At 65.3% G+C, this 23340-nt stretch carries 22 protein-coding genes and 1 other RNA gene; 13 read left to right on the forward strand and 10 right to left on the reverse strand.

Annotation, left to right across the window (positions count from 1 at the left end; all coding sequences use genetic code 11):
- Positions 1 to 5 precede the first annotated feature (5 nt).
- The 8 genes from ACVIHF_RS39890 to tkt all read right to left on the reverse strand — a co-directional run bounded on the left by ACVIHF_RS39890 (position 6) and on the right by tkt (position 9877).
- A complete protein-coding gene (locus tag ACVIHF_RS39890; protein ID WP_225163992.1) occupies positions 6 to 800 on the reverse strand; it encodes an inositol monophosphatase family protein in 795 nt (264 codons plus the stop codon).
- 229 nt (positions 801 to 1029) lie between these two features.
- Positions 1030 to 2112 carry a tetratricopeptide repeat protein gene (locus tag ACVIHF_RS39895; RefSeq protein ID WP_253604552.1) on the reverse strand — a complete coding sequence of 361 codons (1083 nt, stop codon included), beginning with the start codon at positions 2110 to 2112 and terminating at the stop codon, positions 1030 to 1032.
- Between the two features lie 7 nt (positions 2113 to 2119).
- Positions 2120 to 2809 carry a thiamine phosphate synthase gene (locus tag ACVIHF_RS39900; RefSeq protein WP_456793645.1) on the reverse strand — a complete coding sequence of 230 codons (690 nt, stop codon included), beginning with the start codon at positions 2807 to 2809 and terminating at the stop codon, positions 2120 to 2122.
- Positions 2810 to 3835, reverse strand: a complete 1026-nt coding sequence (locus ACVIHF_RS39905) for a class I fructose-bisphosphate aldolase (protein WP_092088011.1) — start codon at positions 3833 to 3835, stop codon at positions 2810 to 2812. It lies immediately after the preceding gene.
- Positions 3836 to 4151: 316 nt separating this feature from the next.
- Complete coding sequence (gene fba / locus ACVIHF_RS39910; RefSeq protein ID WP_057016199.1) at positions 4152 to 5219, reverse strand: class II fructose-bisphosphate aldolase; 1068 nt, start codon at positions 5217 to 5219, stop codon at positions 4152 to 4154.
- A gap of 131 nt (positions 5220 to 5350) precedes the next feature.
- Positions 5351 to 6547 carry a phosphoglycerate kinase gene (locus ACVIHF_RS39915; RefSeq protein WP_456793646.1) on the reverse strand — a complete coding sequence of 399 codons (1197 nt, stop codon included), beginning with the start codon at positions 6545 to 6547 and terminating at the stop codon, positions 5351 to 5353.
- Positions 6548 to 6726: 179 nt separating this feature from the next.
- Entirely contained in the window at positions 6727 to 7734 is a 1008-nt protein-coding gene (gene gap / locus ACVIHF_RS39920; RefSeq protein WP_016842563.1) for a type I glyceraldehyde-3-phosphate dehydrogenase, read from the reverse strand.
- Positions 7735 to 7894: 160 nt separating this feature from the next.
- Positions 7895 to 9877: a transketolase gene (tkt, locus tag ACVIHF_RS39925; RefSeq protein WP_456793647.1), complete on the reverse strand. Its 1983-nt coding sequence runs from the start codon at positions 9875 to 9877 to the stop codon at positions 7895 to 7897.
- 336 nt (positions 9878 to 10213) lie between these two features.
- On the opposite strand from tkt, the gene ACVIHF_RS39930 reads away from it, so the two are divergent.
- From ACVIHF_RS39930 to ACVIHF_RS39950, 5 genes are all read left to right on the forward strand, one after another.
- Complete coding sequence (locus ACVIHF_RS39930; RefSeq protein ID WP_018269681.1) at positions 10214 to 10534, forward strand: DUF4164 domain-containing protein; 321 nt, start codon at positions 10214 to 10216, stop codon at positions 10532 to 10534.
- The gene (locus tag ACVIHF_RS39935; RefSeq protein WP_028332812.1) at positions 10531 to 10914 is read left to right on the forward strand and encodes a cell division protein ZapA; all 384 of its coding nucleotides are present in this window, start codon (positions 10531 to 10533) and stop codon (positions 10912 to 10914) included. Before ACVIHF_RS39930 ends, ACVIHF_RS39935 begins: the two co-directional genes overlap by 4 nt.
- A gap of 265 nt (positions 10915 to 11179) precedes the next feature.
- A non-coding RNA gene (gene ssrS / locus ACVIHF_RS39940) (6S RNA) lies at positions 11180 to 11340 on the forward strand.
- A 171-nt stretch (positions 11341 to 11511) separates the two neighbouring features.
- Positions 11512 to 12090 carry a 5-formyltetrahydrofolate cyclo-ligase gene (locus ACVIHF_RS39945; RefSeq protein WP_057016202.1) on the forward strand — a complete coding sequence of 193 codons (579 nt, stop codon included), beginning with the start codon at positions 11512 to 11514 and terminating at the stop codon, positions 12088 to 12090.
- A gap of 2 nt (positions 12091 to 12092) precedes the next feature.
- Positions 12093 to 12917 carry a TIGR00282 family metallophosphoesterase gene (locus ACVIHF_RS39950; protein WP_076825021.1) on the forward strand — a complete coding sequence of 275 codons (825 nt, stop codon included), beginning with the start codon at positions 12093 to 12095 and terminating at the stop codon, positions 12915 to 12917.
- Positions 12918 to 13024: 107 nt separating this feature from the next.
- Here the strand turns inward: ACVIHF_RS39950 and ACVIHF_RS39955 are convergent, their stop codons facing one another.
- Both ACVIHF_RS39955 and ACVIHF_RS39960 read right to left on the reverse strand, forming a co-directional pair.
- Positions 13025 to 14449 carry a methyl-accepting chemotaxis protein gene (locus tag ACVIHF_RS39955; protein ID WP_456793648.1) on the reverse strand — a complete coding sequence of 475 codons (1425 nt, stop codon included), beginning with the start codon at positions 14447 to 14449 and terminating at the stop codon, positions 13025 to 13027.
- 197 nt (positions 14450 to 14646) lie between these two features.
- Positions 14647 to 16425 carry a methyl-accepting chemotaxis protein gene (locus ACVIHF_RS39960; RefSeq protein ID WP_456793649.1) on the reverse strand — a complete coding sequence of 593 codons (1779 nt, stop codon included), beginning with the start codon at positions 16423 to 16425 and terminating at the stop codon, positions 14647 to 14649.
- A 213-nt stretch (positions 16426 to 16638) separates the two neighbouring features.
- Here ACVIHF_RS39960 and ACVIHF_RS39965 point away from each other — a divergent pair, with 213 nt between their 5' ends.
- From ACVIHF_RS39965 to ACVIHF_RS40000, 8 genes are all read left to right on the forward strand, one after another.
- Positions 16639 to 17385: a YebC/PmpR family DNA-binding transcriptional regulator gene (locus ACVIHF_RS39965; RefSeq protein WP_016842553.1), complete on the forward strand. Its 747-nt coding sequence runs from the start codon at positions 16639 to 16641 to the stop codon at positions 17383 to 17385.
- 229 nt (positions 17386 to 17614) lie between these two features.
- Positions 17615 to 18142: a crossover junction endodeoxyribonuclease RuvC gene (ruvC, locus tag ACVIHF_RS39970; RefSeq protein ID WP_057016204.1), complete on the forward strand. Its 528-nt coding sequence runs from the start codon at positions 17615 to 17617 to the stop codon at positions 18140 to 18142.
- Positions 18139 to 18756: a Holliday junction branch migration protein RuvA gene (gene ruvA / locus ACVIHF_RS39975; RefSeq protein ID WP_253604535.1), complete on the forward strand. Its 618-nt coding sequence runs from the start codon at positions 18139 to 18141 to the stop codon at positions 18754 to 18756. Before ruvC ends, ruvA begins: the two co-directional genes overlap by 4 nt.
- Positions 18757 to 18949: 193 nt before the next feature.
- The gene (gene ruvB / locus ACVIHF_RS39980) at positions 18950 to 19999 is read left to right on the forward strand and encodes a Holliday junction branch migration DNA helicase RuvB (protein WP_016842550.1); all 1050 of its coding nucleotides are present in this window, start codon (positions 18950 to 18952) and stop codon (positions 19997 to 19999) included.
- A gap of 239 nt (positions 20000 to 20238) precedes the next feature.
- Positions 20239 to 21156, forward strand: coding sequence for a metallophosphoesterase (locus ACVIHF_RS39985; RefSeq protein WP_456793650.1), 918 nt, complete (start codon positions 20239 to 20241; stop codon positions 21154 to 21156).
- A 189-nt stretch (positions 21157 to 21345) separates the two neighbouring features.
- Positions 21346 to 21963 carry a hypothetical protein gene (locus tag ACVIHF_RS39990; protein ID WP_456793651.1) on the forward strand — a complete coding sequence of 206 codons (618 nt, stop codon included), beginning with the start codon at positions 21346 to 21348 and terminating at the stop codon, positions 21961 to 21963.
- A gap of 100 nt (positions 21964 to 22063) precedes the next feature.
- The gene (ybgC, locus tag ACVIHF_RS39995; protein WP_028332822.1) at positions 22064 to 22513 is read left to right on the forward strand and encodes a tol-pal system-associated acyl-CoA thioesterase; all 450 of its coding nucleotides are present in this window, start codon (positions 22064 to 22066) and stop codon (positions 22511 to 22513) included.
- Between the two features lie 271 nt (positions 22514 to 22784).
- Complete coding sequence (locus ACVIHF_RS40000; RefSeq protein WP_456793652.1) at positions 22785 to 23252, forward strand: nuclear transport factor 2 family protein; 468 nt, start codon at positions 22785 to 22787, stop codon at positions 23250 to 23252.
- The last annotated feature ends 88 nt before the right edge of the window (positions 23253 to 23340 follow it).

Here is a 23340-nt window from a genome sequence, read left to right on the forward strand (position 1 = left end):
TCGCGTTACTGCCCGAGCGGCTTCAGGATCTTGATCAGCTCGCCATGCACGAACTCGTTGCCACAGACGATGTGGCCGGTCTGCAGCGGGTCGTCATTGCCCTGGATGCCGGAGACGGTGCCGCCGGCTTCGCGGACCATCAGCAGGCCGGCCGCGACGTCCCAGGCCTGCAGATTGCGCTCCCAATAGCCGTCGAGCCGGCCGGCAGCGACAAAGGCGAGGTCGAGCGAGGCGGCGCCGAAGCGGCGGAAGCCCGCGACCTTGGTCTGCAGCGCGGCCATCTCCTGCAGCGCCAGCTGGTGACTACCGCGGCCGATATGCGGCAGGCCGCAGGCCACAACGCATTCGTTGAGCTGGCGGCGGCCGGCGACGCGCAGGCGCTGGTCGTTGAGGAACGCGCCCTTGCCGCGCTCGGCGATGTAGAGCTCGTCATTGGCGGGATTGTAGATCACGCCGGCGATCACGGTGTCCTCGCGCTTCAGCCCGATCGAGATCGCGAATTGCGGGATGCCGTGCAGGAAGTTGGTGGTGCCGTCCAAGGGATCGACGATCCAGGTGTGGCTCTTGTCGCTGCCTTCGCGCTTGCCGCCTTCCTCGCCGAGGAAGCCGTAGCCGGGCCGGGCCTTTTCGAGGTCGGTGTAGAGCATCTCCTCGGCGCGCTTGTCGGCGAGCGAGACGAAGTTTGCCGGCCCCTTCAGCGACACTTGGAGATGTTCGATCTCGCCGAGGTCGCGCTTAAGGCTGCGGCCGGCGCGGCGCGCGGCCTTGACCATGACATTGATGAGAGCGGAATAGAGCATGATGAGAACTTGTGACCCGAGAAATGTGAAAGTCGATCAGGCGGCGCACGCAAATCCGTCATCCTGAGGTGCGAGCGCAGCGAGCCTCGAAGGGTGCACGGCCCCGGACCGGGCCGTTCATCCTTCGAGACGCGCTTTCGCGCACCTCAGGATGACGGATCAGGAGGGAGCGACCTAGCCGCCCGAGTCTCCGGACTGGGTGCCCTCTGGAAGTGGCGCCGTCAAGGCGTCATTTGACGTTGTTTCCGATCCATTTTCGCGCGGCTGCCTCGGCCTTGGCGCGGTCTTCCGGGCTCATATCGGCGAGGATGTCGTCGAGATCGGGGTCGCCCTTGCCGGCGGTCTTGGCGACCGTGTGCCATTTCAGCGCCTCGACCTTGTCCACCGGGGCGCCGGCGCCGGTCGCCAGCACATGGGCGAGGCGGTTTTGCGCGATCGCGCTGTTCTGCCGGGCCGCCTTGCGCAGCAGCGCCACCGCCGCCGGCACGTTCCGCGGGGTGCCGGAGCCGTTGTAGAGGGCGATGGCATATTCGACCTCGGCATCGACATTGTCGGCCAGCGAGGCCGCCTGCAGCAGCCGCGCCGCCTTCTCGAGGTCCTTCGGCACGCCGGTGCCTTCCTTGTAGAAGGTCGCGAGCGCGTATTGCGCCTCGGGGCTGCCGGCGTCGGCGGCCATTCGCAACAGCTCGGCGGAGCGGCGGAGGTCCTGCGGCAGGGTCTGGCCGTCGAGATAGAGCAGCGCGAGATTATAGGCCGCTTTCGGCTCGCCGAGCTTGGCCGACGACGCCAGCAGCTTGACCGCGGCATCCTTGTCGACCGTGCCGCCGCGGCCCGCGATCTTCATCATGGCGAGCGCGAACATCGCCTCGCGGTCGCCGGCATCGGAGGCGCGCTTGTACCACTCGTCGGCCTTGACGTAGTCGCGCTTGACGCCGAGCCCATTGGCATAGAGCTCGCCCAGCATCGTCATGGCCTTGGCATCGTTGTTGTTCTGCGCGCGCGCGGTCGCGAGATCGAACGCGGTCTTGTACATGCCGCGCTGATAGGCGCCGTAGACGAGGTCGACATTGGGATCGTCGACGGCCTGGGTCGGGGTCGGCGAGGGCGTCGGAGATGCGGCAGGCTTCGGCGTCGCTGAGGCGGCGGGCTTCGGCGCCGGCTTCTTCGCGACCGGCGAATGCACCTTCGGCTTCGGAGCCTCCTTCTTCGCGGGCGGCGTCTGTGCCGGCGGCGTGATCGAGAGCTGCGCCATCGCGCCGCTCGCCAGCATCGTGCAGCCGAGCGCAACACCTATCGGACGCAGGCATTTCATTCCGGCGTCATCCCTCGGCCTTTCCGTCGGCCTTGGCCTTGCCGAATGTGCCTGCATGCGCCCGCGCAATCGCCTCTCCGATCTCGACAAGCGCCGCCTTGGCGCCGCGCGGATCGGACCAGATGGAGTCTCCGACCAGCACGAAATCCGCGCCGACCGCCGCGAACGCTTCGGCTTCCTCGCGCGAGGCTGCAAAGCCGACGCAGGGCGGCTCGAACAATTCGTCCCACCATTCCAGCCGCTCGGCGATGGCCTCGCGCGAGGGCCGCTGTCCGTTGGCGTCGGGCTCGCCGAACAGCACATAGTCGGCACCGGCTTCGCCCGCGGCCATGGAATCGTGGCGGGTCGCGAGTCCGCCGACGCCGACAATGCGGTCGGGTTTCAGCGCCGGCGCCGCCTCTTCCATCGCGGCGACGCCGGTCAGATGCGCGCCGTCGGCGCCGGCGCGGGCCACGATATCGGGATGACCGTCGATCAGCAGCGCCGCGCCGGCGTTCTGGATCGCGGGCGCCAGCGCCTTGATGGTGGAGATCATGCTGCGCGGATCGCTCTCGCGCAGCCGCACCAGCACGGCCGCGACATCGGCCGCGGCAAGCAACTCGGTGAGCTCGGCCGCAAGCCGCGCAGGCTCATCGACCGCCGGCGTTGCCAGATAGAGGCGCGGCGTCGGCCGCGGCGGAACGGGCTTGGTCGCCAACTATGCCGCCTGTTTCTCGAGGCCGGCTTCCCAATTGCCGGTGCTCGCGAGCCCGTTCATCCGGGCGCGATGCGAGAAGGCGCGCTGGCCCGCGGGGACGTTGTCGGACTTGCCGGACCACGCCTTCTGCGGCGCCGCCTGCAGCGCACGGCCATAGGAGAAGGTCAGCCGCCAGGGCAAATTGCCGATCTTGTTCATGGCGTCGAGATGGGCGGTCGCTTCCTCGTCGCTCTGGCCGCCGGAGAGGAAGGCGATGCCGGGCACCGCGGCCGGTACGCAGCTCTTGAGCAGGCGGATGGTCTTCTCGGCGACTTCCTGCACCGGCGCCTGCTTCGGGCACTTCTTGCCCGAGATCGCCATGTTCGGCTTCAGGATCATGCCTTCGAGCGCGACGCGCTGCACCCGCAATTCCTGGAAGGTGCGGTTCAGCACGCGCTGCGTCACCTCGTAGCAGCGGTCGATGTCATGATCGCCGTCCATCAGCACCTCCGGCTCGACGATCGGGACGATCTGCGCGGCCTGGCACAGCGCGGCGTAGCGCGCCAGCGCATGGGCGTTGGCACGGATCGCGGTCTGGGTCGGGATTCGCGGTCCGATATCGATCACCGCCCGCCACTTCGCAAAGCGCGCACCGCGCTCGTAATATTTCTTCAGCCGCTCGGCGAGCTTGTCGAGGCCGACGGTGACGAGTTCGCCTGGGCAGTTCGGCAGCGCCTGCGTGCCCTCGTCGACCTTGATGCCGGGGATCGCGCCGGCCTGCTCGATCAGCTTGACCAGCGGCGTGCCGTCCTTGGCATTCTGCCAGATCGTCTCGTCGTAAAGGATGACGCCGGAGATGTACTTGCTCATCGCCTCCTGCGAGCGGAACAGCATCTCGCGATAGTCACGGCGATTGTCCTCCGTCGAATCGACCTTGATGGCGTCGAACCGCTTCTTGATGGTGCCGGAGGATTCGTCGGCGGCGAGAATGCCCTTGCCCGGGGTGACCATGGCAAGCGCGATTTTGTTGAGGTCGGAGAGGTTCATCGGGGCGTCCTCCAGAGCCATTGCCTTTGCAAACCAAAATAGGCGGTTCTCGGGCAAATGCCTAGAAAACGTTCGTCGCGGCTGAGATCGCGCGTAGATTTGGCTTGTTCTGTTCACCTCGCCCCGCTTGCGGGGAGAGGCATAGGCCGCCTTCGGCGGCCGTCGGCAAAGAACGCCGAAGTCGAGCTTCGGCTATGTTGCATCGCTAGATGCAATCCGGGTGAGGGGGTACAGGTCTAACCGCATTCGCCGCTCGTGGAAGCAGCCCCTCACCCCAACCCTCTCCCCGCGAAGGGCGGGGAGAGGGAGAGATACGTCAGGCGACCTTGGGGTCGAGCTGGCCCGCGGCGTAACGCTTGGCCATTTCGGCCGTGGTCAGCACCTTCTTGATCTTGCTGGCCTGGCCCGCGGTGTTGAACTCCTGCAGGCGCTGCTTGCACAGCTTGGTCATCGCCTCCATCGCGGGCTTCAGGTACTTGCGGGGATCGAACTCTTCCGGATTGTCCTTCAGCACCTTGCGGATCTGGCCGGTCATCGCCATCCGGTTGTCGGTGTCGATGTTGATCTTGCGCACGCCGTTCTTGATGCCGCGCTGGATCTCGGCGACCGGCACGCCCCAGGTCGGCTTCATCTTGCCGCCATTGGCGTTGATGATCTCCTGCAGCTCCTGCGGCACCGACGAGGAGCCGTGCATCACCAGATGCGTGTTAGGCAGCTTGCGATGGATTTCCTCGATCACGTTCATGGCGAGGATGTTGCCGTCGGGCTTGCGGGTGAACTTGTAGGCGCCGTGCGAGGTGCCCATCGCGATCGCCAGCGCGTCGACCTTGGTTTCCTTGACGAACTTCACGGCCTCGTCCGGGTTGGTCAGCAGCTGGTCGTGCGACAGCTTGCCCTCGGCGCCATGGCCGTCTTCCTTGTCGCCCATGCCGGTCTCGAGCGAGCCGAGCACGCCGAGCTCGCCTTCCACCGAGATGCCGCCGAGATGGGCCATGCCGGTCACGGTCTTGGTGACGCCGACATTGTAGTCCCAGTCGCCGGGGGTCTTGCCGTCGGCCTTCAGTGAGCCGTCCATCATGACCGAGGTGAAGCCGGCCTGGATCGCGGTCATGCAGGTGGCGGGCTCGTTGCCGTGGTCGAGATGCACGCAGACCGGGATCTGCGGGTAGATCTCGGTGACGGCGTCCATCATATGCTTGAGCATGACGTCGTTGGCGTAGGACCGCGCGCCGCGCGAAGCCTGGATGATGACGGGTGCGTCGACCTCGGAGGCTGCCGCCATGATCGACAGCGCCTGTTCCATGTTGTTGATGTTGAAGGCTGGTACGCCGTAATCATGCTCGGCCGCGTGGTCGAGCAGTTGCCGCAACGTTATGCGAGCCATTCCATTTCTCCCTGTAGTGCAAGTTCGCGGATGTGAAGCGCGATGAGCTCATTTTCATCGCGCTTTTGCTCTTTGTTTGAGCATGATCTCTTCGGAAAACCGCTTCACACTTTTCCGGATCATGCTCTGGATCAACGGTTTTTCAGAACTTCGACGCCCGGCAGCGGCTTGCCTTCCATCCATTCAAGAAACGCGCCGCCCGCGGTCGAGACGTAGGAAAAATCGCCGCCGACGCCCGCCTGGTTCAGTGCCGCGACAGTGTCGCCGCCGCCGGCGACCGAGATCAGCTTCCTGGCCTTGGTGCGTTCGGCGGCATGTTTGGCCGACACCACGGTGCCGCGGTCGAACGGCGTCAGCTCGAAGGCGCCGAGCGGTCCGTTCCAGACCAGCGTCGCCGCGTCGTCGATCGCGGCATGGATGCGCGCGATCGATTGCGGACCGACGTCGAGGATCATGCCGTCGGCCGGGATCGCATCGAGGCCATAGGCGTGCGACGGCGCGTTGGCGGCAAACTGGTTGGCGACGACAGCGTCGACGGGGAGGATGATCGCGCAGTTGGCGGCGTTGGCCTTTTCCATGATCCGCAGCGCGGTCGGGGCAAGATCCTTTTCGGCGAGCGACTTGCCGACGGCGACGCCCTGCGCGTGCAGGAAGGTGTTGGCCATGCCGCCGCCGATCACCAGCGCGTCGACCTTGCTCACGAGGTTTTCCAAGAGGTCGATCTTGGTCGAGACCTTGGCGCCGCCGATGATCGCGATCACCGGCTTGGTCGGCGCTTCCAGCGCCTTGCCGAGCGCATCGAGCTCGGCCTGCATGGTGCGGCCGGCATAGGCCGGCAGCTTGTGGCCGAGGCCTTCGGTCGAGGCGTGGGCGCGATGCGCGGCGGAGAAGGCGTCGTTGACCCAGATGTCGCCGAGCTTGGCGAGCTCTGCAACGAAGCCGGCGTCGTTCTTCTCTTCCTCCTTATGGAAACGCGTGTTTTCCAGGCAGAGGATGTCGCCGTCCTTGAGAGCCCCGACAGCGGCGGCCGCGGGCTCGCCGATGCAGTCCTCGGCGAAGCCGACCGGGCGCTTGATCACCTTCGACAGCGCGTCAGCGACCGGCTTCAGCGATTCCTTGGGATCGCGTCCCTTGGGGCGGCCGAAATGGGCGAGCAGGATCACCTTGCCGCCCTTGTCGGAAATTTCGGTGATGGTGGGGGCCACGCGCTCGAGCCGGGTGGCGTCGGTGACGCGGCCATTTTCCATGGGGACGTTGAGGTCGACGCGCAGCAGCACGCGCTTGCCCGTCACGTTGACGTCGTCGAGGGTGCGGAACGATTTTGTCATGGGGGGTGTCGAACTCCTGGGGTCATTCCGGGGCGATGCGGAGCATCGAACCTCAGATGCGCAATTGCGCATCGGGGAATCTCGAGATTCCGGGTCTGGTCCTGCGGACCATCCCGGAATGACGGAGCGGCAAACACGCAGATGCCCGGCGGTGAGCCGGGCATCACGAACAGTCGAACTTAAACCAGCTTGCCGATCGCGACGGCGGTGTCCGCCATACGGTTCGAGAAGCCCCACTCATTGTCGTACCAGGACATCACGCGCACGAAGTTGCCGTTCTGCACCTTGGTCTGGTCCATGTGGAAGGTCGACGAGTGCGGATCGTGGTTGAAGTCGATCGAGACGTTCGGCGCGTTGGTGTAGCCGAGGATGCCCTTGAGCTGCTGCTCGGACGCACGCTTCATCGCCTCGTTGATCTCCTTGACGTCGGTTGCGCGCTTGGCGACGATCTTGAGGTCGATCACGGAAACGTTCGGGGTCGGAACGCGGACCGAGACGCCGTCGAGCTTGCCCTTCAGCTCGGGCAGCACGAGGCCGATCGCCTTCGCGGCACCGGTCGAGGTCGGGATCATCGACATCGCCGCAGCGCGGCCGCGATAGAGATCCTTGTGCAGGGTGTCGAGCGTCGGCTGGTCGCCGGTATAGGCATGGATCGTGGTCATGAAGCCGGTCTCGATGCCGACGGTGTCGTTCAGGACCTTGGCGACCGGCGCGAGGCAGTTGGTGGTGCAGGAGCCGTTCGAGATCACCAGGTGATCCTTGGTCAGCGTGTCGTGGTTGACGCCGTAGACGATGGTGGCGTCAGCACCGTCGGCGGGCGCCGAGACCAGCACGCGCTTGGCGCCGGCGGTGAGGTGCGCGGAGGCCTTGTCCTTCGCGGTGAAGATGCCGGTGCATTCCAGCGCGACGTCGACGCCGAGCGCCTTCCACGGCAGCTTGGAGGGATCGCGCTCGGCCGAAACCTTGATCTTGTTGTCGCCGAGGCTGATCGTGTCGCCGTCGACCGTGACGGTGCCGGGGAAGCGGCCGTGCACGGAATCGAAGCGCAGCAGGTGTGCGTTGGTCTCGACCGGGCCGAGGTCGTTGATGCCGACCACCTCGATGTCCTTGCGGCCGGACTCGGCGATGGCGCGCAGAATGTTGCGGCCGATACGCCCAAACCCGTTGATCGCGACGCGGATTGCCATGCTCGTCTCCTCTAATGCTGTTGTCAGCCCCGCGGGAGCGCTCCCACGAGGTTTTTACGGCGGAACGCCCGGTTCGGCCGGGCGCGTACGGAAAAGATGGAGCTTAGGTAATCCTTTTTTGCGACAAGCTCAACCTTGGCCGACGGGTGTCAGGCCAGCGTCAGACGCGCTTCGTGGCAGCGTTAACGACGGCTTCAGCAGTAATGCCGAAATGCCGGAAAAGGTCCTTCGCCGGAGCGCTGGCGCCGAATCCGTGCATGCCGATGAATTCGCCGTCATGGCCGATCACGGCATCCCAGCCCCAGCGTACCGCAGCCTCGATCGCGATCTTGACCGGGGCGTTGCCGATAATGGCATTTTGCCGCTCGGCGGGCTGTGCCAGCAGCAATTCCAGCGACGGGACCGAGACCACCCGCGTCGCGATGCCGCGTCCGGCGAGCTGCTTCTGCGCCTCGACCGCGATCTGGACCTCGGAACCCGACGCGAACAATGACACTTTTGCGTCACCCTGCGCCGCGACCAGCTCATAGGCGCCGTGGCTGCACGGGTTGTCGTTCGGCGCCGTGGTGCGGAGCTGCGGCAGGTTCTGGCGGGTCAGCGCCAGCACCGTCGGTCCGTCGACGCGGTTGAGCGCCAGTTCCCAGCACTCGGCGGTCTCGACCGCGTCACAGGGACGGAACACGCGCATGTTGGGCATCGCGCGGAGCGCGGAGAGATGCTCGACCGGCTGGTGCGTCGGGCCGTCCTCGCCGAGGCCGATCGAGTCATGGGTCATGACATAGACGACGCCGGTGCCCATCAGCGCCGACAGCCGCATCGCGCCGCGCGCGTAGTCGGTGAACACGAGGAAGGTGGCTCCGTTCGGCGCGAAGCCGCCATGCAGGAAGATGCCGTTGAGGCACGCCGCCATGCCGTGCTCGCGGACGCCGTAATGGATGAAGCGGCCCTTCGGCGTCTTGGCACCGAACGCCGTCGCCGACTTCGCCTTGTTGTTGTTGGAGCCGGTGAGGTCGGCGGAGCCGGCGACGAATTCCATCGGCATCGCAGCCGCAATCACCTCGATCGCGGCTTCCGACGATTTGCGGGTCGCGACGTTGAGCGGATTTTCCAGGAGCCCCTTCTTGAAGGCGCGCAGCCCCTTGGCGAGCGACTGCGGCCGCTCGTGGCGAACGCGGCGTTCGAACTCGGCGCGCTTGCGGCTGCCGAGCTGCGCGAACAGCTCGTCCCAAGCCTTGTGCTCGGCGGCGCCGCGGGCGCCTGCCTCGCGCCAGGCCTTCAGCACATCGTCGGGCACCGAGAACGGCTCGAGCGAGATGCCGAGCTTCTCCTTGGCCGCCTTGAGCTCGTCGGCGCCGAGCGCCTCGCCATGCGCCTTGGCGGTGCCGGCCTTGTGCGGCGCGCCGTAACCGATCGTGGTCTTGCAGGCGATCATCGAGGGCTTGTTGGATTTCTGCGCGCGGGTGATTGCAGCGGCGATCGCCTGCGGATCGTGGCCGTCGATCAATTCGGCGGCCCAACCTGCGGACTTGAAGCGCTTCACCTGATCGACGGAATCGGAGATCGAGGTCGGGCCGTCGATCGAGATGCCGTTGTCGTCGTACAGCACGATCATCTTGTTGAGCCGCCAGACACCGGCGAGCGCGATCGCTTCCTGCGAGATGCCCTCCATCAGGTCGCCGTCGGAGGCGAGCACATAGGTGTGGTGGTTGACGATCTTCTTGCCGAACTCGGCGGCCAGCATCTTCTCGGCGAGCGCCATGCCGACCGCGGTCGCGATGCCCTGGCCGAGCGGACCGGTGGTGGTCTCGATGCCCCTGGTGTGGAAGTTCTCCGGGTGTCCCGGTGTCAGCGATCCGAGCTGGCGGAAATGCTTGAGCTGGTCGAGCGTCATGTCCTTGTTGCCGGTGAGGTACAGCAACGAATAGAGCAGCATCGAGCCATGGCCGGCCGAGAGCACGAAGCGGTCGCGATCGGGCCACGCTGTGTCCGCCGCATCGAATTTCAGGAATTTTGTGAACAGGACGGTCGCGACGTCGGCGGCGCCCATCGGCAGGCCGGGATGGCCGGAATTAGCCTTCTCGACGGCGTCCATGGCAAGGCCACGGATCGCATTGGCCATACGGGTGTGATCGACCTGCGTCATGATGAAAAGTCCGCCTAAAATGAGGAGCTGATTGCTGGACGGATCGGGGCGGGCAGCCGCGATACGCGCGTGGATGGCCTTACGGGTTGGGGGTGGATTAGCACCTCAATTCCGCAAGTCCAAGGCGATGAAACACCTCAAAACGGGGAAAAGTGGCCCGAAATCGCCCTATTTCATTCAACGGTGCATAGTTCTGCGCCGCCGTTGCGCTGGGCTCGCTTGCCACGTAAATTTCGTCCCGTAAACGCTTGCCGAACCGCCAGTTTTGCCGTGCGGCAGGCCTGTCTTCCGCAGGCTACCAAGGCCAACCGACTTGAAAGGTCCACGCCGCGTGTCATGAGTGATCGTCTCGCCAACGGGTCTGGCAATACCGAGGCACCGCTTGCCGATATCGATGCTGCGACCAAGCGGCTGATGGCAGCGCTTGATGCGCTGGAAAGCTCGGTGGAGCGGCGCCGCGAGGCGGACCGCGACGAGAACGAATTGGCGAGCCGCATCCAGGCGCTCGGCGCCGATCGCTCCAGGCTTGCCGACGAGCTCGACGGATCGCTGGTGAAGACGCGCAAGCTCGAGCGCGCCAATCGCGAGATCGCGGAAAAACTCGACGCGGCAATCGGCAGCATTCGCGCCGTGCTCGACGGCGGAGACAGCAGATGAGCCACATCAACGTCACCATCAATGGCCGGCAATACCGGATGGCCTGCGAGGAGGGCCAGGAGGTGCGGCTCCTAAAGCTCGCGGAAAATCTCCAGCAGCGCGTGGAATCGCTGCGCGGCAAGTTCGGCGAGATCGGCGATGCGCGGCTGACGGTGATGGCAGCGCTCACCGCCTGCGACGAACTGGTCGACGCCAGCGCACGCATCCGCAGCCTCGAGGAAGAGGTCGAGCAGCTGCGCAACGCGCGCGTTGCCGCCATCGACCGCGCCCGCGCGACCCAGACCGCGGTCTCCAACGCGCTCAACGCCGCCGCGGAGCGGATCGAGCGCACCACGCAGGTGCTCAACCGCACCATCGGCGGCGGCATCGCGATCGGGTGATCTATATTTTCCGGCATCGGGTGATCTTATCCTCCCCTGGAGGGGGAGGATCGACGCTCATGAAATGAGCGGCGAGGTGGGGTGACGGTCTTTCCACACGTGTAGCGCCCGCGTTGAGAGATCACCCCACCCCGGTTCGCATTCCGCTACGCTTCATGCGTACCGACCCTCCCCCTCCAGGGGAGGGTGGAGAGAAGTGCATGAGTCTCGGCTGCGTCTTCCTTACCGCTGGCGGATTGGGGCAACGATGGCTAGATTAGCCCCCGCGAAGCTGCGTCGTGCGTCAGGAGCCATATATCCCCGGGGCCTTATCGATCCTTTAGGGAACTGTCCCTGGCCGGGTCCGTGGACCCGGACATATGGTGCCCACCTACTTTCGTAGGGAACTCCGGGATCGAGCGCTCCAACGGCCTCTGCGGCTTCGCACTGATTTTTGCTGTTGCCTTGTCGTCGCGCTGCGGCGGTTGAATTGTCTAGCAGTGTTGTGCCCCGCGATACGGGTCGTCCAGCGCGCCGCGGCCTGGCCTTAACGAAAGCTAGCGTCTCTGGGATGATGGATCGTCCGTTGTCGCGGACGACGACAGCGGAAGATGGATCATGCACGCATCTCCATCGAAGGCCGAGCTCCGGGCACTTGCTCTCGCCAAGCGCGATGCGCTGAGCGACGAGCAGCGCGCGACGGCTGCCGAAGCGCTCGCCAAGCGCGGCGCGCCGTTCGAGATCGCGCCGGGCATGATCGTCTCGGGCTATGCGCCGATCCGCAGCGAGCTCGATCCGGCGCCGTTGATGAAGAAGCTTGCCGACAGGGGCGCGCGGCTCGCGCTGCCCTGCATCAATGCGCGCGGCCAGTCGCTGACCTTCCGCAGCTGGTCGCCGCAGGACCGGCTGATGCTCGGGCCGCTCGGCATTCCCGAGCCGTCGCCGGCCGCCGCCGAGGTGCATCCGGACGTGATGCTGGTGCCGCTCGCGGCATTCGACAAGCTCGGTCACCGCATCGGCTACGGCGCCGGTTATTACGACTATACCTTCGCGCATCTGCGCAAGGCCAAGCATGTGATCGGGGTCGGACTTGCCTTTGCTGCACAGGAAACCAAGGCGATTCCGGCGCTGTCGCACGACGTCCCGCTCGATTTTGTGCTAACGGAGCGCAAGACGTTCGATTTCCGGAGTAGCTAGCCTTGCGAATTCTCTTCGTTGGTGACGTCGTCGGCAGGACCGGCCGCACCGCCATCGCCGACCACCTTCCCGGCATGATCAGGGACTGGTCGCTCGATCTCGTGGTCGTCAATGGCGAGAATTCCGCCGGCGGCTTCGGCATCACCGAGGCGATCTATCAGGAGCTGCTCGACGCCGGCGCCGATGCGATCACGCTCGGCAACCACGCCTGGAATCAGAAGGAGGCGCTGGTCTTCATCGAGCGCGCGCCGCGCCTGATCCGCCCGCTGAATTTTCCGCGCCATTCGCCCGGCCGCGGCGCCACGCTGGTCGATACCAAGAGCGGCAAGCGCGCGCTGGTCCTCAACGCGATCGGCCGCGTCTTCATGGAGCCGTCCTCGAACGATCCGTTCAGCGCCATCGAGCGCGAGCTTGAGGCCTGCCCGCTGCGCGAGGGCTGTGATGCCATCGTGCTCGATTTCCATGCCGAGGCGACCAGCGAGAAGCAGGGCGTCGGCTTCTTCTGCGACGGCCGCGTCAGCCTCGTGGTCGGTACCCATACCCACGTGCCGACCGCCGATCATCAGGTGCTGCCGGGCGGCACCGCCTATATGAGCGATGCCGGCATGACCGGCGACTATGACTCGGTGATCGGCATGCAGAAGGAGGAGCCGCTGCAGCGCTTCCTCACCGGCATTCCCTCCGGCCGTTTCGAGCCGGCGGGCGGCGTGGCAACACTGAGCGGCATCGCGGTCGAGACCGACGATGCGACCGGGCTCGCGGTGAAGGTCGCGCCGGTGCGCGCCGGCGGGCGGCTCGAGCCTGCGGTGCCGGGGTTTTGGACCTAGCGAGGAAACGTAGCCCCGGATGAAGCGAAGCGTAATCCGGGGTTCTGAAAGGTTGCACGACCGGTCCCGGATTACGCTTCGCTCCATCCGGGGCTACGGAACTGCCGTCAGCCCTGCCGAAAACCCATCCGGAATGCGCCCCAGTGGCGGCCGCTTACGACGATCGGCGATGACAGGTCCTTCATCAGCACGAAATTGCCGCCGCCCATGTCGCGGCGATAGGTCTGCAGCAGGAACGGTTTTGTGTTGGCCGCGACCTTGCTCACCGCGCGGTCGTTGAACAGGCGGCGGTTGCGGCAATTGGCGTTGTTCCAGACCGGGTCCGGCCCCTGCGGCTGCCGGTAGTTCGGATTGTGGGTCGGCAGATAGCCGCTGCGCGCCCAGGCGACGCAGAACACGATGCGCGGATCGCTCTTCTGGATCGGATCCTGGATCGCGGGCAGCACGCGGTCGGTAAACGCGACGTAGTCGGTCAGGTACTGCTTCGGATTGGTGCCGGCGATCTCGCGATAATTCTCGTCCATCAATTGCGCGAGCGTGACCTCGCCGCGCGCCACGGCATTCTCGAACAGCTCCGAGATCTGCCTTGCGGTGTCGATCACGACGCGGATCAGCGGCGTGTCACTGGTCTCCACGCCGCTGTCGGCGATGGTCACGATCAGGCTCTCGGAGAGCTCGAGCAGTTTCGCGACGCGGCTGTCGGCGTGCTTGAGGTCGCGCGAGGAGAGATCGACGCCCTTGGCCAGCTCGTTCAGCTCCGCGATCACGCTGTCGCAATGGCCGAGATTGGAGGTCGCGGCGCGCGCCACGCTGCCGATCTCGGCGCCCACAGATGAGAAGCCTTCCTGCACGCGCATGATGATGCCCGAAATCTGCTGGGCGCCTTCGCCGGCGCTCTTGGCGCGCAACGAGGCATCGCTGCTCTCGCCGATCAGGCTGCCGATCTGGCCGTCGAGATCGCGCACGGTGTCGGAAATCTGATGCGTCGCCTGGCGGGTCGCTTCCGCAAGGTTCTTGACTTCGCTCGCGACCACGGCAAAGCCGCGGCCGGCATTGCCGGCGCGCGCCGCCTCGATGGTGGCGTTGAGCGCCAGCAGATTGGTCTGCTTGGCGATCGCCTCGATCGAACCGGAAACCTTGGCGACCTGGCTCAGCGCGGAGCCGACCGCGGCGAGCCGCGCCTCGATCCGTCCGACCGCCGCGACGAGCTCTGCGATATGGCTGACCGCGGTCTCGACCACATGACGCGACTCCGCGATCTGGCCGACCGCGGCGGATGCGGTCGTCTGCACCGCCTGCGATGCGTTGGCGATGTCGTGATTGGCGGCGACCATCGTCTCGGCCGTCGTCTGCAAATGATGGAAGCGCTCGGATTGGCTGCTGACGCGGTTCGCGACCTCCTGGACGTTGCCGGCGATGTCGGCGAGTTCCACCCCCAGGCCGCCGATGCGGTCGGCGAGCTGGTCCACCAGCCGCTCGGCCAGCGTTCGGTCCGATGACGTATCCAGAACTGCAAGCTGCGCGGCCGACATGTCGACGCTTCCTCCGTTACAGCGGCCCGTCGGCCGCCGCAGCATTCCCCATTCCAACCCTAAAGCGTGATTCGCGCTGCCGGTCTTGCCTGAGCGCGCACTGTGTAGCCCGGATGCAGCGCAGCGAAATCCGGGACTCCTGCCCGTGGAAACATGCATCCCGGATTACGCTTCGCTGCATCCGGGCTACGAAGCGTTCAAAGCTTGTAGGCGGTGCGGAACCCGCCCCAGTGCCGGCCGCGCACGCGGATCGGTACGTCGATCTCGCGCATCATCACCGTGTTGCCGCCTCCCATGTCGCGCGCATAGGTCTGGATCAGATAGGCGCGCTGGTTGCGGCCGGCGGCGAGGCCCGCGGCGTCGTTGAAGATGCGGCGGTTGCGGCTGTTGGCGGTGTTGTATGCCACGTCGCCCGGCCGCTGCGGCTGCGAGTAGAGCTTGTTATGGACCGGCAGATAGCCGTTCTGGTCGATCATCACGCAGAACGCCATTCGCTTGTCCCTGGCAAGGAATGCCTCCTGGAACACCGGCAGCGTGCGCTCCGCCCAGTCCAGCATTTTGGTGCGGTACTGCACCGGGTTGGTGCCTGCGATCTCGACATAGTCGGTGTCGAACATGTCGGCGATCGCGATCGCGCCGCTCGCCAGCCCGTTCTCGAAGATCTTGCTCAGCGCGCTGCCGGCTTCGATCGCGCGGGTGACGAGCTCGGCGTTCTCCTCGTGGATCGCCCACATCCGGTCTTCGATTTTTTCGCGCAGCTCGGCGGTTGCCGCCTCGAAGCGGGCCTGGCTGCCTGCCTTGGAGCGCTCGCCGATCCGGACCCGGCACGCGCCGATCTCCTGCAATGTCGCGTTCAGGGTCTCCTGCATCGGCAGCTTCCCGGCATCGGGTCCGCCGATCAGAATGCCGTCCATCGCGATTTCGTAGACCGGCGCGGTGACGAGGCCGCGCGCGGTCGTGATCTCGATCTTGAGGCTGCAAGGCAGGCGCTCGTTCTTGCGCGGATCGCCGCGCTCGTCCTGGCGCAGCAGCACCGCGCAGCGCGCTTTCAGCTTCTGCGCGAATGCAGTCACCGCCTTGCCGGCCTTGGCGACATTGTCGCCATGCGCGGCGGCTTCGCGCGTTGCACTGTCGATCTCGCCGGCGCTGGTGCCGACCGAGACGATGAACTGCGAAGCGGAGGCGGCATTCTGCCCCATCTCGCCGGTGATTTCATTCTGCTCGGCAACCGCGCCGTTGACGTTCTCGAACACCGGGCGGATCCTTTCGATCGCCTGGGAGATGCGGTGCACCGCGTCCGCCGATCCGGTGGCGTCCTTCTGCAATGCCTCGATCTTGCGGGTGATCTCCTCGGTCGCGCTCTGGGTCTGCACCGCCAGCGCCTTGACCTCGGTTGCGACCACCGCAAAGCCCTTGCCGGCGGCACCGGCGCGCGCCGCCTCGATCGTCGAGTTCAGCGCGAGCAGCGTGGTCTGCCGCGCGATCTGCGCGATCAGATTGACGACGTTGCCGATCGCGGCTGAGGATTCGCGCAGGCGATCGACATTGGCGGTGGCCTCGCGCGCCGCGGCCGCGGCGTCGTCGGCGAGCTGGCTCGCACTGCGCACCTGCGCCCCGATGCCCTCGGCGGAGTGGGTGAAGCGGTCGGCGGCTTGCGAGAACGTCGTCGCGGTGCTCTGTGCATCGCTGCTGCGGCCGGTCAGCGCGTCGGTGCGGGCGCGGATGGTGGCGAGCTTGGCTGCCGTCGCCTCGGCGCCGTCGGCGACCGAGCTTGCGGCGCGTTCGAGCTGGCGAATCATCGCGCCGAGCTCGAGTTCCAGCAATTCCAGGATCTCCTTGGATGAATCCTTGGAGGAATCCTCGGCCGAATCAGTCTCGGCCGAGACCTCAGGGGCTGCGGCCGCGGTTGGAACCTGAGGCGCGACGGCCGGCGCAGCCGGCTCCGGCACTTGCTTTCGAAACAAACCGAACGCCATGTGGGCTCTTTGGGGGCTGTGGAAAGTTGCGGCGGGACGGGGCGATCCTCGCACCCGGGCATGAAGTCATGGTTAACAAGTGCCTCATATTCCGGCTTGCGGTAGTATTCCTCCGCCGGAGGGCCCCGCCGATCCTTTGATTTTGACCGTGAGGGGCCTATAAGGCCGCGTTTTCCATCCCTGTTCAGACCCTAAGCTCCGAAGAGACGTCGCATGGCCGGCCATTCCCAATTCAAGAACATCATGCACCGCAAGGGCCGGCAGGATGCCCAGAAGTCGAAGCTTTTCGGCAAGCTGGCCCGCGAAATCACCGTGGCGGCCAAGCTCGGCACCCCGGACCCGGCGATGAATCCGCGGCTACGCGCCGCCGTGGTCGCGGCCCGCGCCGAGAACATGCCCAAGGACAATATCGACCGCGCTATCAAGAAGGCCGCCGGCAATGAAGGCGAGAACTATGACGAGATCCGCTACGAGGGCTATGGCCCCGGCGGAGTCGCCGTGATCGTCGAGGCGCTGACCGACAACCGCAACCGCGCCGCTTCCGATATCCGCTCCTTCTTCACCAAGTCGGGCGGCAATCTCGGCGAAACCGGCTCGGTCGCCTTCATGTTCGATCGCACCGGCATCATCGAATACGACGCCAAGGTCGCCTCCGACGACGCCATGCTGGATGCCGCGATCGAGGCCGGCGCCGATGATGTGGTCTCCAGCGAAGGCGGCCACGAGGTCTACGCCTCGCAGGACACTTTCCGCGAAGTCGCAAAAGCGCTGGAAGCGAAGTTCGGCGAGCCGCGCAAGGCGGCGCTGACCTGGAAGCCGCAGAACACGGTCGCGGTCGACGACGAGACCGGCGAAAAACTGTTGAAGCTGATGGACCTGCTCAACGAGCACGACGACGTGCAGAACGTGTTCGCCAATTTCGAGGTGTCCGACGCGCTGATCGCGAAGATGGGCGGGTAGGAGCGTCGTCCGCCCCCAACACACCACTGTCATCGCCCGCGAAGGCGGGCGATCCAGTATTCCAGAGACCTGCGTTTGATCCGAGAGGCCGCGGCGTACTGGATCCCCCGCTCCCGTGCGCAATTGCGCACTAGGCGGGGATGACAAGTGGGTCGAGTACTACGACTGCGGCAGGGGATGAGGCTCCGTTTGTGTTTCGTTCTCCCGGCGCAGGCGGTATCACTAGCCCATGACATCCCAGCCGATTCGCTCTCCCGTCCGCATCATCGGTATCGATCCGGGTCTCCGCCGCACCGGCTGGGGGGTGATCGAGACCGAAGGCAATCGTCTCGTCTACATCGCCTGCGGTTCGGTCGAGCCGCCGGACGATCTGCCGCTGGCGAACCGGCTGCTCGCGATCCATGAGGGGCTGGCCGCTGTGCTCGCCGACCACAGACCGGTGGAGGCGGCGGTCGAGCAGACCTTCGTCAACAAGGACGGCGTTGCCACCCTGAAGCTCGGCCAGGCGCGCGGCGTCGCCATGCTGGCGCCCGCAATGTTCGGTATCTCGGTCGCCGAATACGCGCCGAACCAGGTCAAGAAGACCGTGGTCGGCGCCGGACATGCCGAGAAGAACCAGATCCAGGTGATGCTGAAGATCCTGCTGCCGAAAGCCGAGCCGCCGTCCGCCGACGCCGCGGACGCGCTCGCGGTCGCGATCACCCACGCCCATCACCGCCAGAGCACCGCGCTGCGGCTCAGGGTGGCGAGCCTATGATCGGCAAGCTGAAGGGCCTGATCGATTCCTATGGCGAGGATTACGTGATCCTCGACGTCGGCGGCGTCGGCTATCAGGTGCACTGCGCGGGCCGCACATTGCAGGCGTTGCCGTCGCCAGGCGGCGCCGCCGTGCTCTCGATCGAGACCTATGTCCGCGAGGATCAGATCAAACTGTTCGGCTTTCGCAGCGATCACGAGCGCGAATGGTTTCGCCTGCTGCAGACGGTGCAGGGGGTCGGCGCCAAGGTCGCGCTCGCGGTGCTCGGCACGCTGCCGCCGACCGATCTCGCCAACGCCATCGCGCTGCGCGACAAGGCGGCGGTGGCGCGGACGCCGGGGGTCGGGCCGAAGGTCGCCGAGCGCATCGTCAGCGAATTGAGGGACAAGGCGCCGGGCTTTGCCGATGTCGATCCCGCGGTGGTGCAGCTCTCGGGCGCAATCGACAACAACCGCGCGCCGCGTCCGGTCACCGACGCGATCTCGGCGCTGGTCAATCTCGGCTACGGCCAGCCGCAGGCCGCCGCCGCCATAGCCGCCGCCTCGCGCAGCGCCGGTGAGAAGGCCGAGACCGCGCAGCTGATCCGGCTGGGGTTGAAGGAACTGTCGAAGTGATCAGTGGATTGGAGCGCCTCTGTTCTTCACCTCGCCCCGCTTGCGGGGAGAGGTCGGATCGCATCGCAGATGCGATCCGGGTGAGGGGGTACAGGTCTCGACACACATTGCGCTCGCGGAAGGAGCCCCTCACCCCAACCCTCTCCCCGCAAGAGCGGGGAGAGGGAGAACAATCTCGTGTTAGTCTCGCATCATGAATACGCCCTCGCGCATGGTCTCGCCTGAACGCCGCTCCGACGATGTCGGTGACACCGCGCTGCGGCCGCAGTCGCTGACGGAGTTCGTCGGTCAGGCCCAGGCGCGCAAGAATCTCTCGATCTTCATCGAGGCTGCGAAGAAACGCGGCGAGGCGCTCGATCACGTGCTGTTCGTCGGTCCGCCCGGCCTCGGCAAGACCACGCTGGCGCAGATCGTCGCGCGTGAGCTCGGCGTCGGCTTTCGTGCCACCTCCGGCCCTGTCATTGCGAAGGCCGGCGATCTCGCGGCGCTGCTGACCAATCTCGAAGAACGCGACGTGCTGTTCATCGACGAGATCCATCGCCTCAGCCCGGCGGTCGAGGAAGTGCTCTATCCCGCGATGGAGGATTTCCAGCTCGATTTGATCATCGGCGAGGGTCCGGCGGCGCGCTCGGTCAAGATCGAATTGTCGAAGTTCACGCTGGTCGGCGCGACGACGCGTGCGGGGCTGCTCACCAATCCCTTGCGCGACCGCTTCGGCATTCCGATCCGGCTCAATTTCTACACCGAGGAAGAGCTCGAGAAGATCGTTACCCGCGGCGCCCGCGTGCTCAATATCGGCATGAGTCCTGATGGCGCAAATGAGATCGCGCGCCGCGCCCGCGGCACGCCGCGCATCGCCGGCCGCCTGCTGCGCCGGGTGCGCGACTTTGCCTCCGCGGCGGACGCCGATTCCGTCGACCGCGGCATCGCCGACCGGGCGTTGAGCGCGCTCGAGGTGGACAGCGCCGGGTTAGACGCGATGGACCGGCGCTATCTCACCACCATCGCCTTGAACTATGGCGGCGGGCCGGTCGGTGTCGAGACCATGGCGGCGGCGCTGTCGGAGCCGCGCGATGCGATCGAGGACATCATCGAGCCCTATCTGATCCAGTGCGGCTATCTGCAGCGTACGCCGCGTGGCCGGCTCCTGACCTCGCATGCTTTCCGTCATCTCGGCCTCGCCGAGCCGAACCGCGACCCCTCGCAGTTCGGCCTGTTCGGCGGCAATGGCGACGAGGACTGACGCATGATCCGAAAGAGGGCGAAGCGGATTTTCATGCTCAAATAAGAGCCCTCCGCTCTCGAAGACGTGAAGAGACGTGTTGATGCGGCGCGTCGCGCCGCCGGTAACCTTGCCAGCTGACCATTGCGGCATCTCTGCAGGCCGTCTGCACAAACGCGGCCCAATTTCGCTCCAATCAAAGGGCCTATGATAACTCAGAGCGTTTTCAACGAGCGCCAAGCATCACCGATCGCACGTCCATGATTTCACGTCGTCATTTTCTGCGCGGGTTCGGCGGGTTGACCGCCGCCACCGCTTCGACCGCGGCCTATGGCCTGAGCGAGCCGGTCGTCCGCCTCGCGCTCACGCGCTACGATCTGTCGCCGCGGCAATGGCCGGCGGACTTTCCGCTCAAAATCGCCGCGCTCGCCGACATCCACGCCTGCGATCCCTGGATGTCGCTCGATCGCATCGCAGAGATCGTCGAGCGGACGAACGGCCTGAACCCCGATATCATCGTGCTGCTCGGCGACTATGTCGCGGGGCTGCGCCACGTCACCCGCTTCATTCCGGCCTCCGACTGGGCCGCGGTGCTGAAGGGCCTGAAGGCGCCGCTCGGCGTGCACGCCGTGCTCGGCAACCACGACTATTGGGAAGACAAGGCGGTACAGCGCTTGGGGCGCGGCATCCCGCTCGCGCGCCGCGCGCTGGAGGGGGCGGGGATTCCGGTCTACGAGAACGACGCGGTGCGGCTCGCCAAGGACGGCCGTCCGTTCTGGCTCGCCGGTCTCGGTGACCAGCTCGCCTTCATGGCGGCGCGGCCCTATCGCCAGGTCTCGCGCATCGGCGTCGACGATCTCAACGCGACGCTTGCCAAGGTCACGGACGACGCGCCGGTGATCCTGCTCGCGCATGAGCCCGACGTCGCGCTCCGGGTGCCCTCGCGCGTCGCATTGCAGCTGTCCGGCCACACCCATGGCGGGCAGATCCGGCTGCTCGGCTGGTCGCCGGCGGTGCCGGTGAAGCACGGCATGCGGCTTGCCTATGGCCATATCAAGCTGAAATGCGACGTCGTGGTCTCCGGCGGCCTCGGCTGCAGCATCATGCCGTTCCGCCTCGGCGTGCCGCCCGAGATCGTGCAGGTCACGCTCGGCGCAAAGGGGCCGGTGGTGTCCTGAGCGCGCTTGCGTGGGCGAGAGCTGCGCATCGGATGCGGGCCGACGGCGGTTCCGTCGAAAGTAACTGCTGTATCCGTTCCGGTTCCGGAGTGGCGCCTTTCGACATGGCCGCGATGAAGGATGGTAAGTTGCCGCATATTTCTGTGGGCGGTACCCTTCACCCTAAGGTAGCGGGAGGGATTGCGCAAAATGCAGGATTGGTATCCCAAGAAGCTCGTCGTCGGCGTTCAGGGGACGACAGGCACCTACGAGTTCATGAAAACCGTTTTCGGCCGGGAGCAGCCGTTCCGTTACGCCGAATTTGGAATCTACATGGCGGATACCGCAAGAAACGTCTGCCAGCTGTTTCCCGAGTGTGAGCTGCATCTTTTCGATTTCAACGATGCGGTCCAGCGCGCGGAGACAAAGCTCAGCGCCTACCCCAACAAGATCTCATATTTCGGCAACACCCAGAAGTTCAACGATTCCTACAACTGGTCTCTCATGAAGCTGATCAGGCAGTATGAGGGCGCTCCGATCTATGATTATTGCTTTCTCGACGGCGCGCACACGGTCGCAGTCGACGCTTTGAACTACTTCTTGTGCGACAAACTGCTCAAGGTTGGCGGTTACATGGATTTCGACGACTATGAATGGCGTCTGAGGGGATCGTCACTCGATCCGACGAAAATTCCGGCAATCGGCGATCAATATACCGATGAGCAGATCGACGCTTTTCAAGTCAAGATGATCGTTGACGACCTGGTCAGAACAGATCATCGGTACCAAGAGGTCGTCAGAAACAAGGTATTCCATAAGGTCGCCTGATCCAGATCGCCAGCCGATCCCAAGATTTCCCGACCGTGCTTGCGTCGGCCGGCGATTTTGCGCAATACGAACCAAAGTCTTGCGCAATCGGGGGCTGCAAATGACCTCACCCATTCTCGACGGCCAGATCCGCGACGGCCGCCACCATATGCAGGTCCGCGTCTATTACGAAGACACCGATTTTTCCGGCATCGTCTATCACGCCAATTACCTGCGCTTCATGGAGCGCGGCCGTACCAATCATCTTCGTCTGATGGGCGCCGAGCAGCAGGCGCTGTTCGATGAAGCGCAGGAGGAGACCGGCGGCTTCGCCTTTGTCGTGCGCTCGATGACGCTCGACTTCCTCAAGCCGGCGCGGATGGACGACGTGCTCGACGTCGTGACCTGGCCGATCGCTGTGAAGGGCGCCTCCATCATGCTCGCTCAGGAAGTCCGGCGCGGCGATGACGTGCTTGTGAAGGCCGAGGTCCGCGTCGCCTTCATCAGCGGCGGCCGCGCGCAGCCGATTCCGAAGGCTATTCGCGCGCTGATGAAGGCCGATCTGGCTTAGAGCATTTTCGAGCGAAGTGGGCACCGGTTCGCGCGAAGAAGACGCGTCAAAACAAGAATCCGGAGCCGCGTTCCGATACAATCGGAACGGAATAGGCTCCGGCTATCGGGCGATAAGAAACGACCCATCGACTCTGCGCGGCGCGGCGATAGATTTGCGCCTGACAAAACGCGATCAGATTGATCGCGTTTGTCTTACATTTCGAGCATGATCTTTTCGGAAAACCGCTTCACACTTTTCCGGATCATGCTTCAACCGCGAGGGATCGCCGATGTCACGCCCGCCGCTGCCACCCTTCACCCGCGAGACCGCCGCGCAGAAAGCGCGCATGGCGGAGGACGCCTGGAATTCGCGCGACCCGGTTCGGGTTGCCGGCGCCTATACCGAGGACAGCCGCTGGCGTAACCGCTCCGAGGTGTTTCAGGGCCGCGAGGCGATCGTGGCCTTCCTGACCCGCAAATGGGAGAAGGAGCAGGAGTATCGCCTCATCAAGGATCTCTGGGCGTTCGATGAGAACCGCATCGCGGTCCGCTTCCAGTACGAATGGCACGATGCCGGCGGCAATTGGTTTCGCTCCTACGGCAACGAGCAGTGGGAGTTCGACGAGCACGGCCTGATGCGCCGCCGCGAGGCCTCGATCAACGACATCGCGATCTCGGAGAAGGACCGCCGCTTCCACTGGCCCGCCCCGGGCCCGCGTCCGGCCGACGTGCCGGGGTTGGCGCAGGAGCCGTTCTGATCGGCTCTCCGTAGCCTTGAAGCCCGGATGGAGCGCAGCGAAATCCGGGACGATCTCTTGGAGTGCACCCACTCTCCTGTGGCAGGAT

This window comes from Bradyrhizobium sp. USDA 4506 (assembly GCF_054058795.1).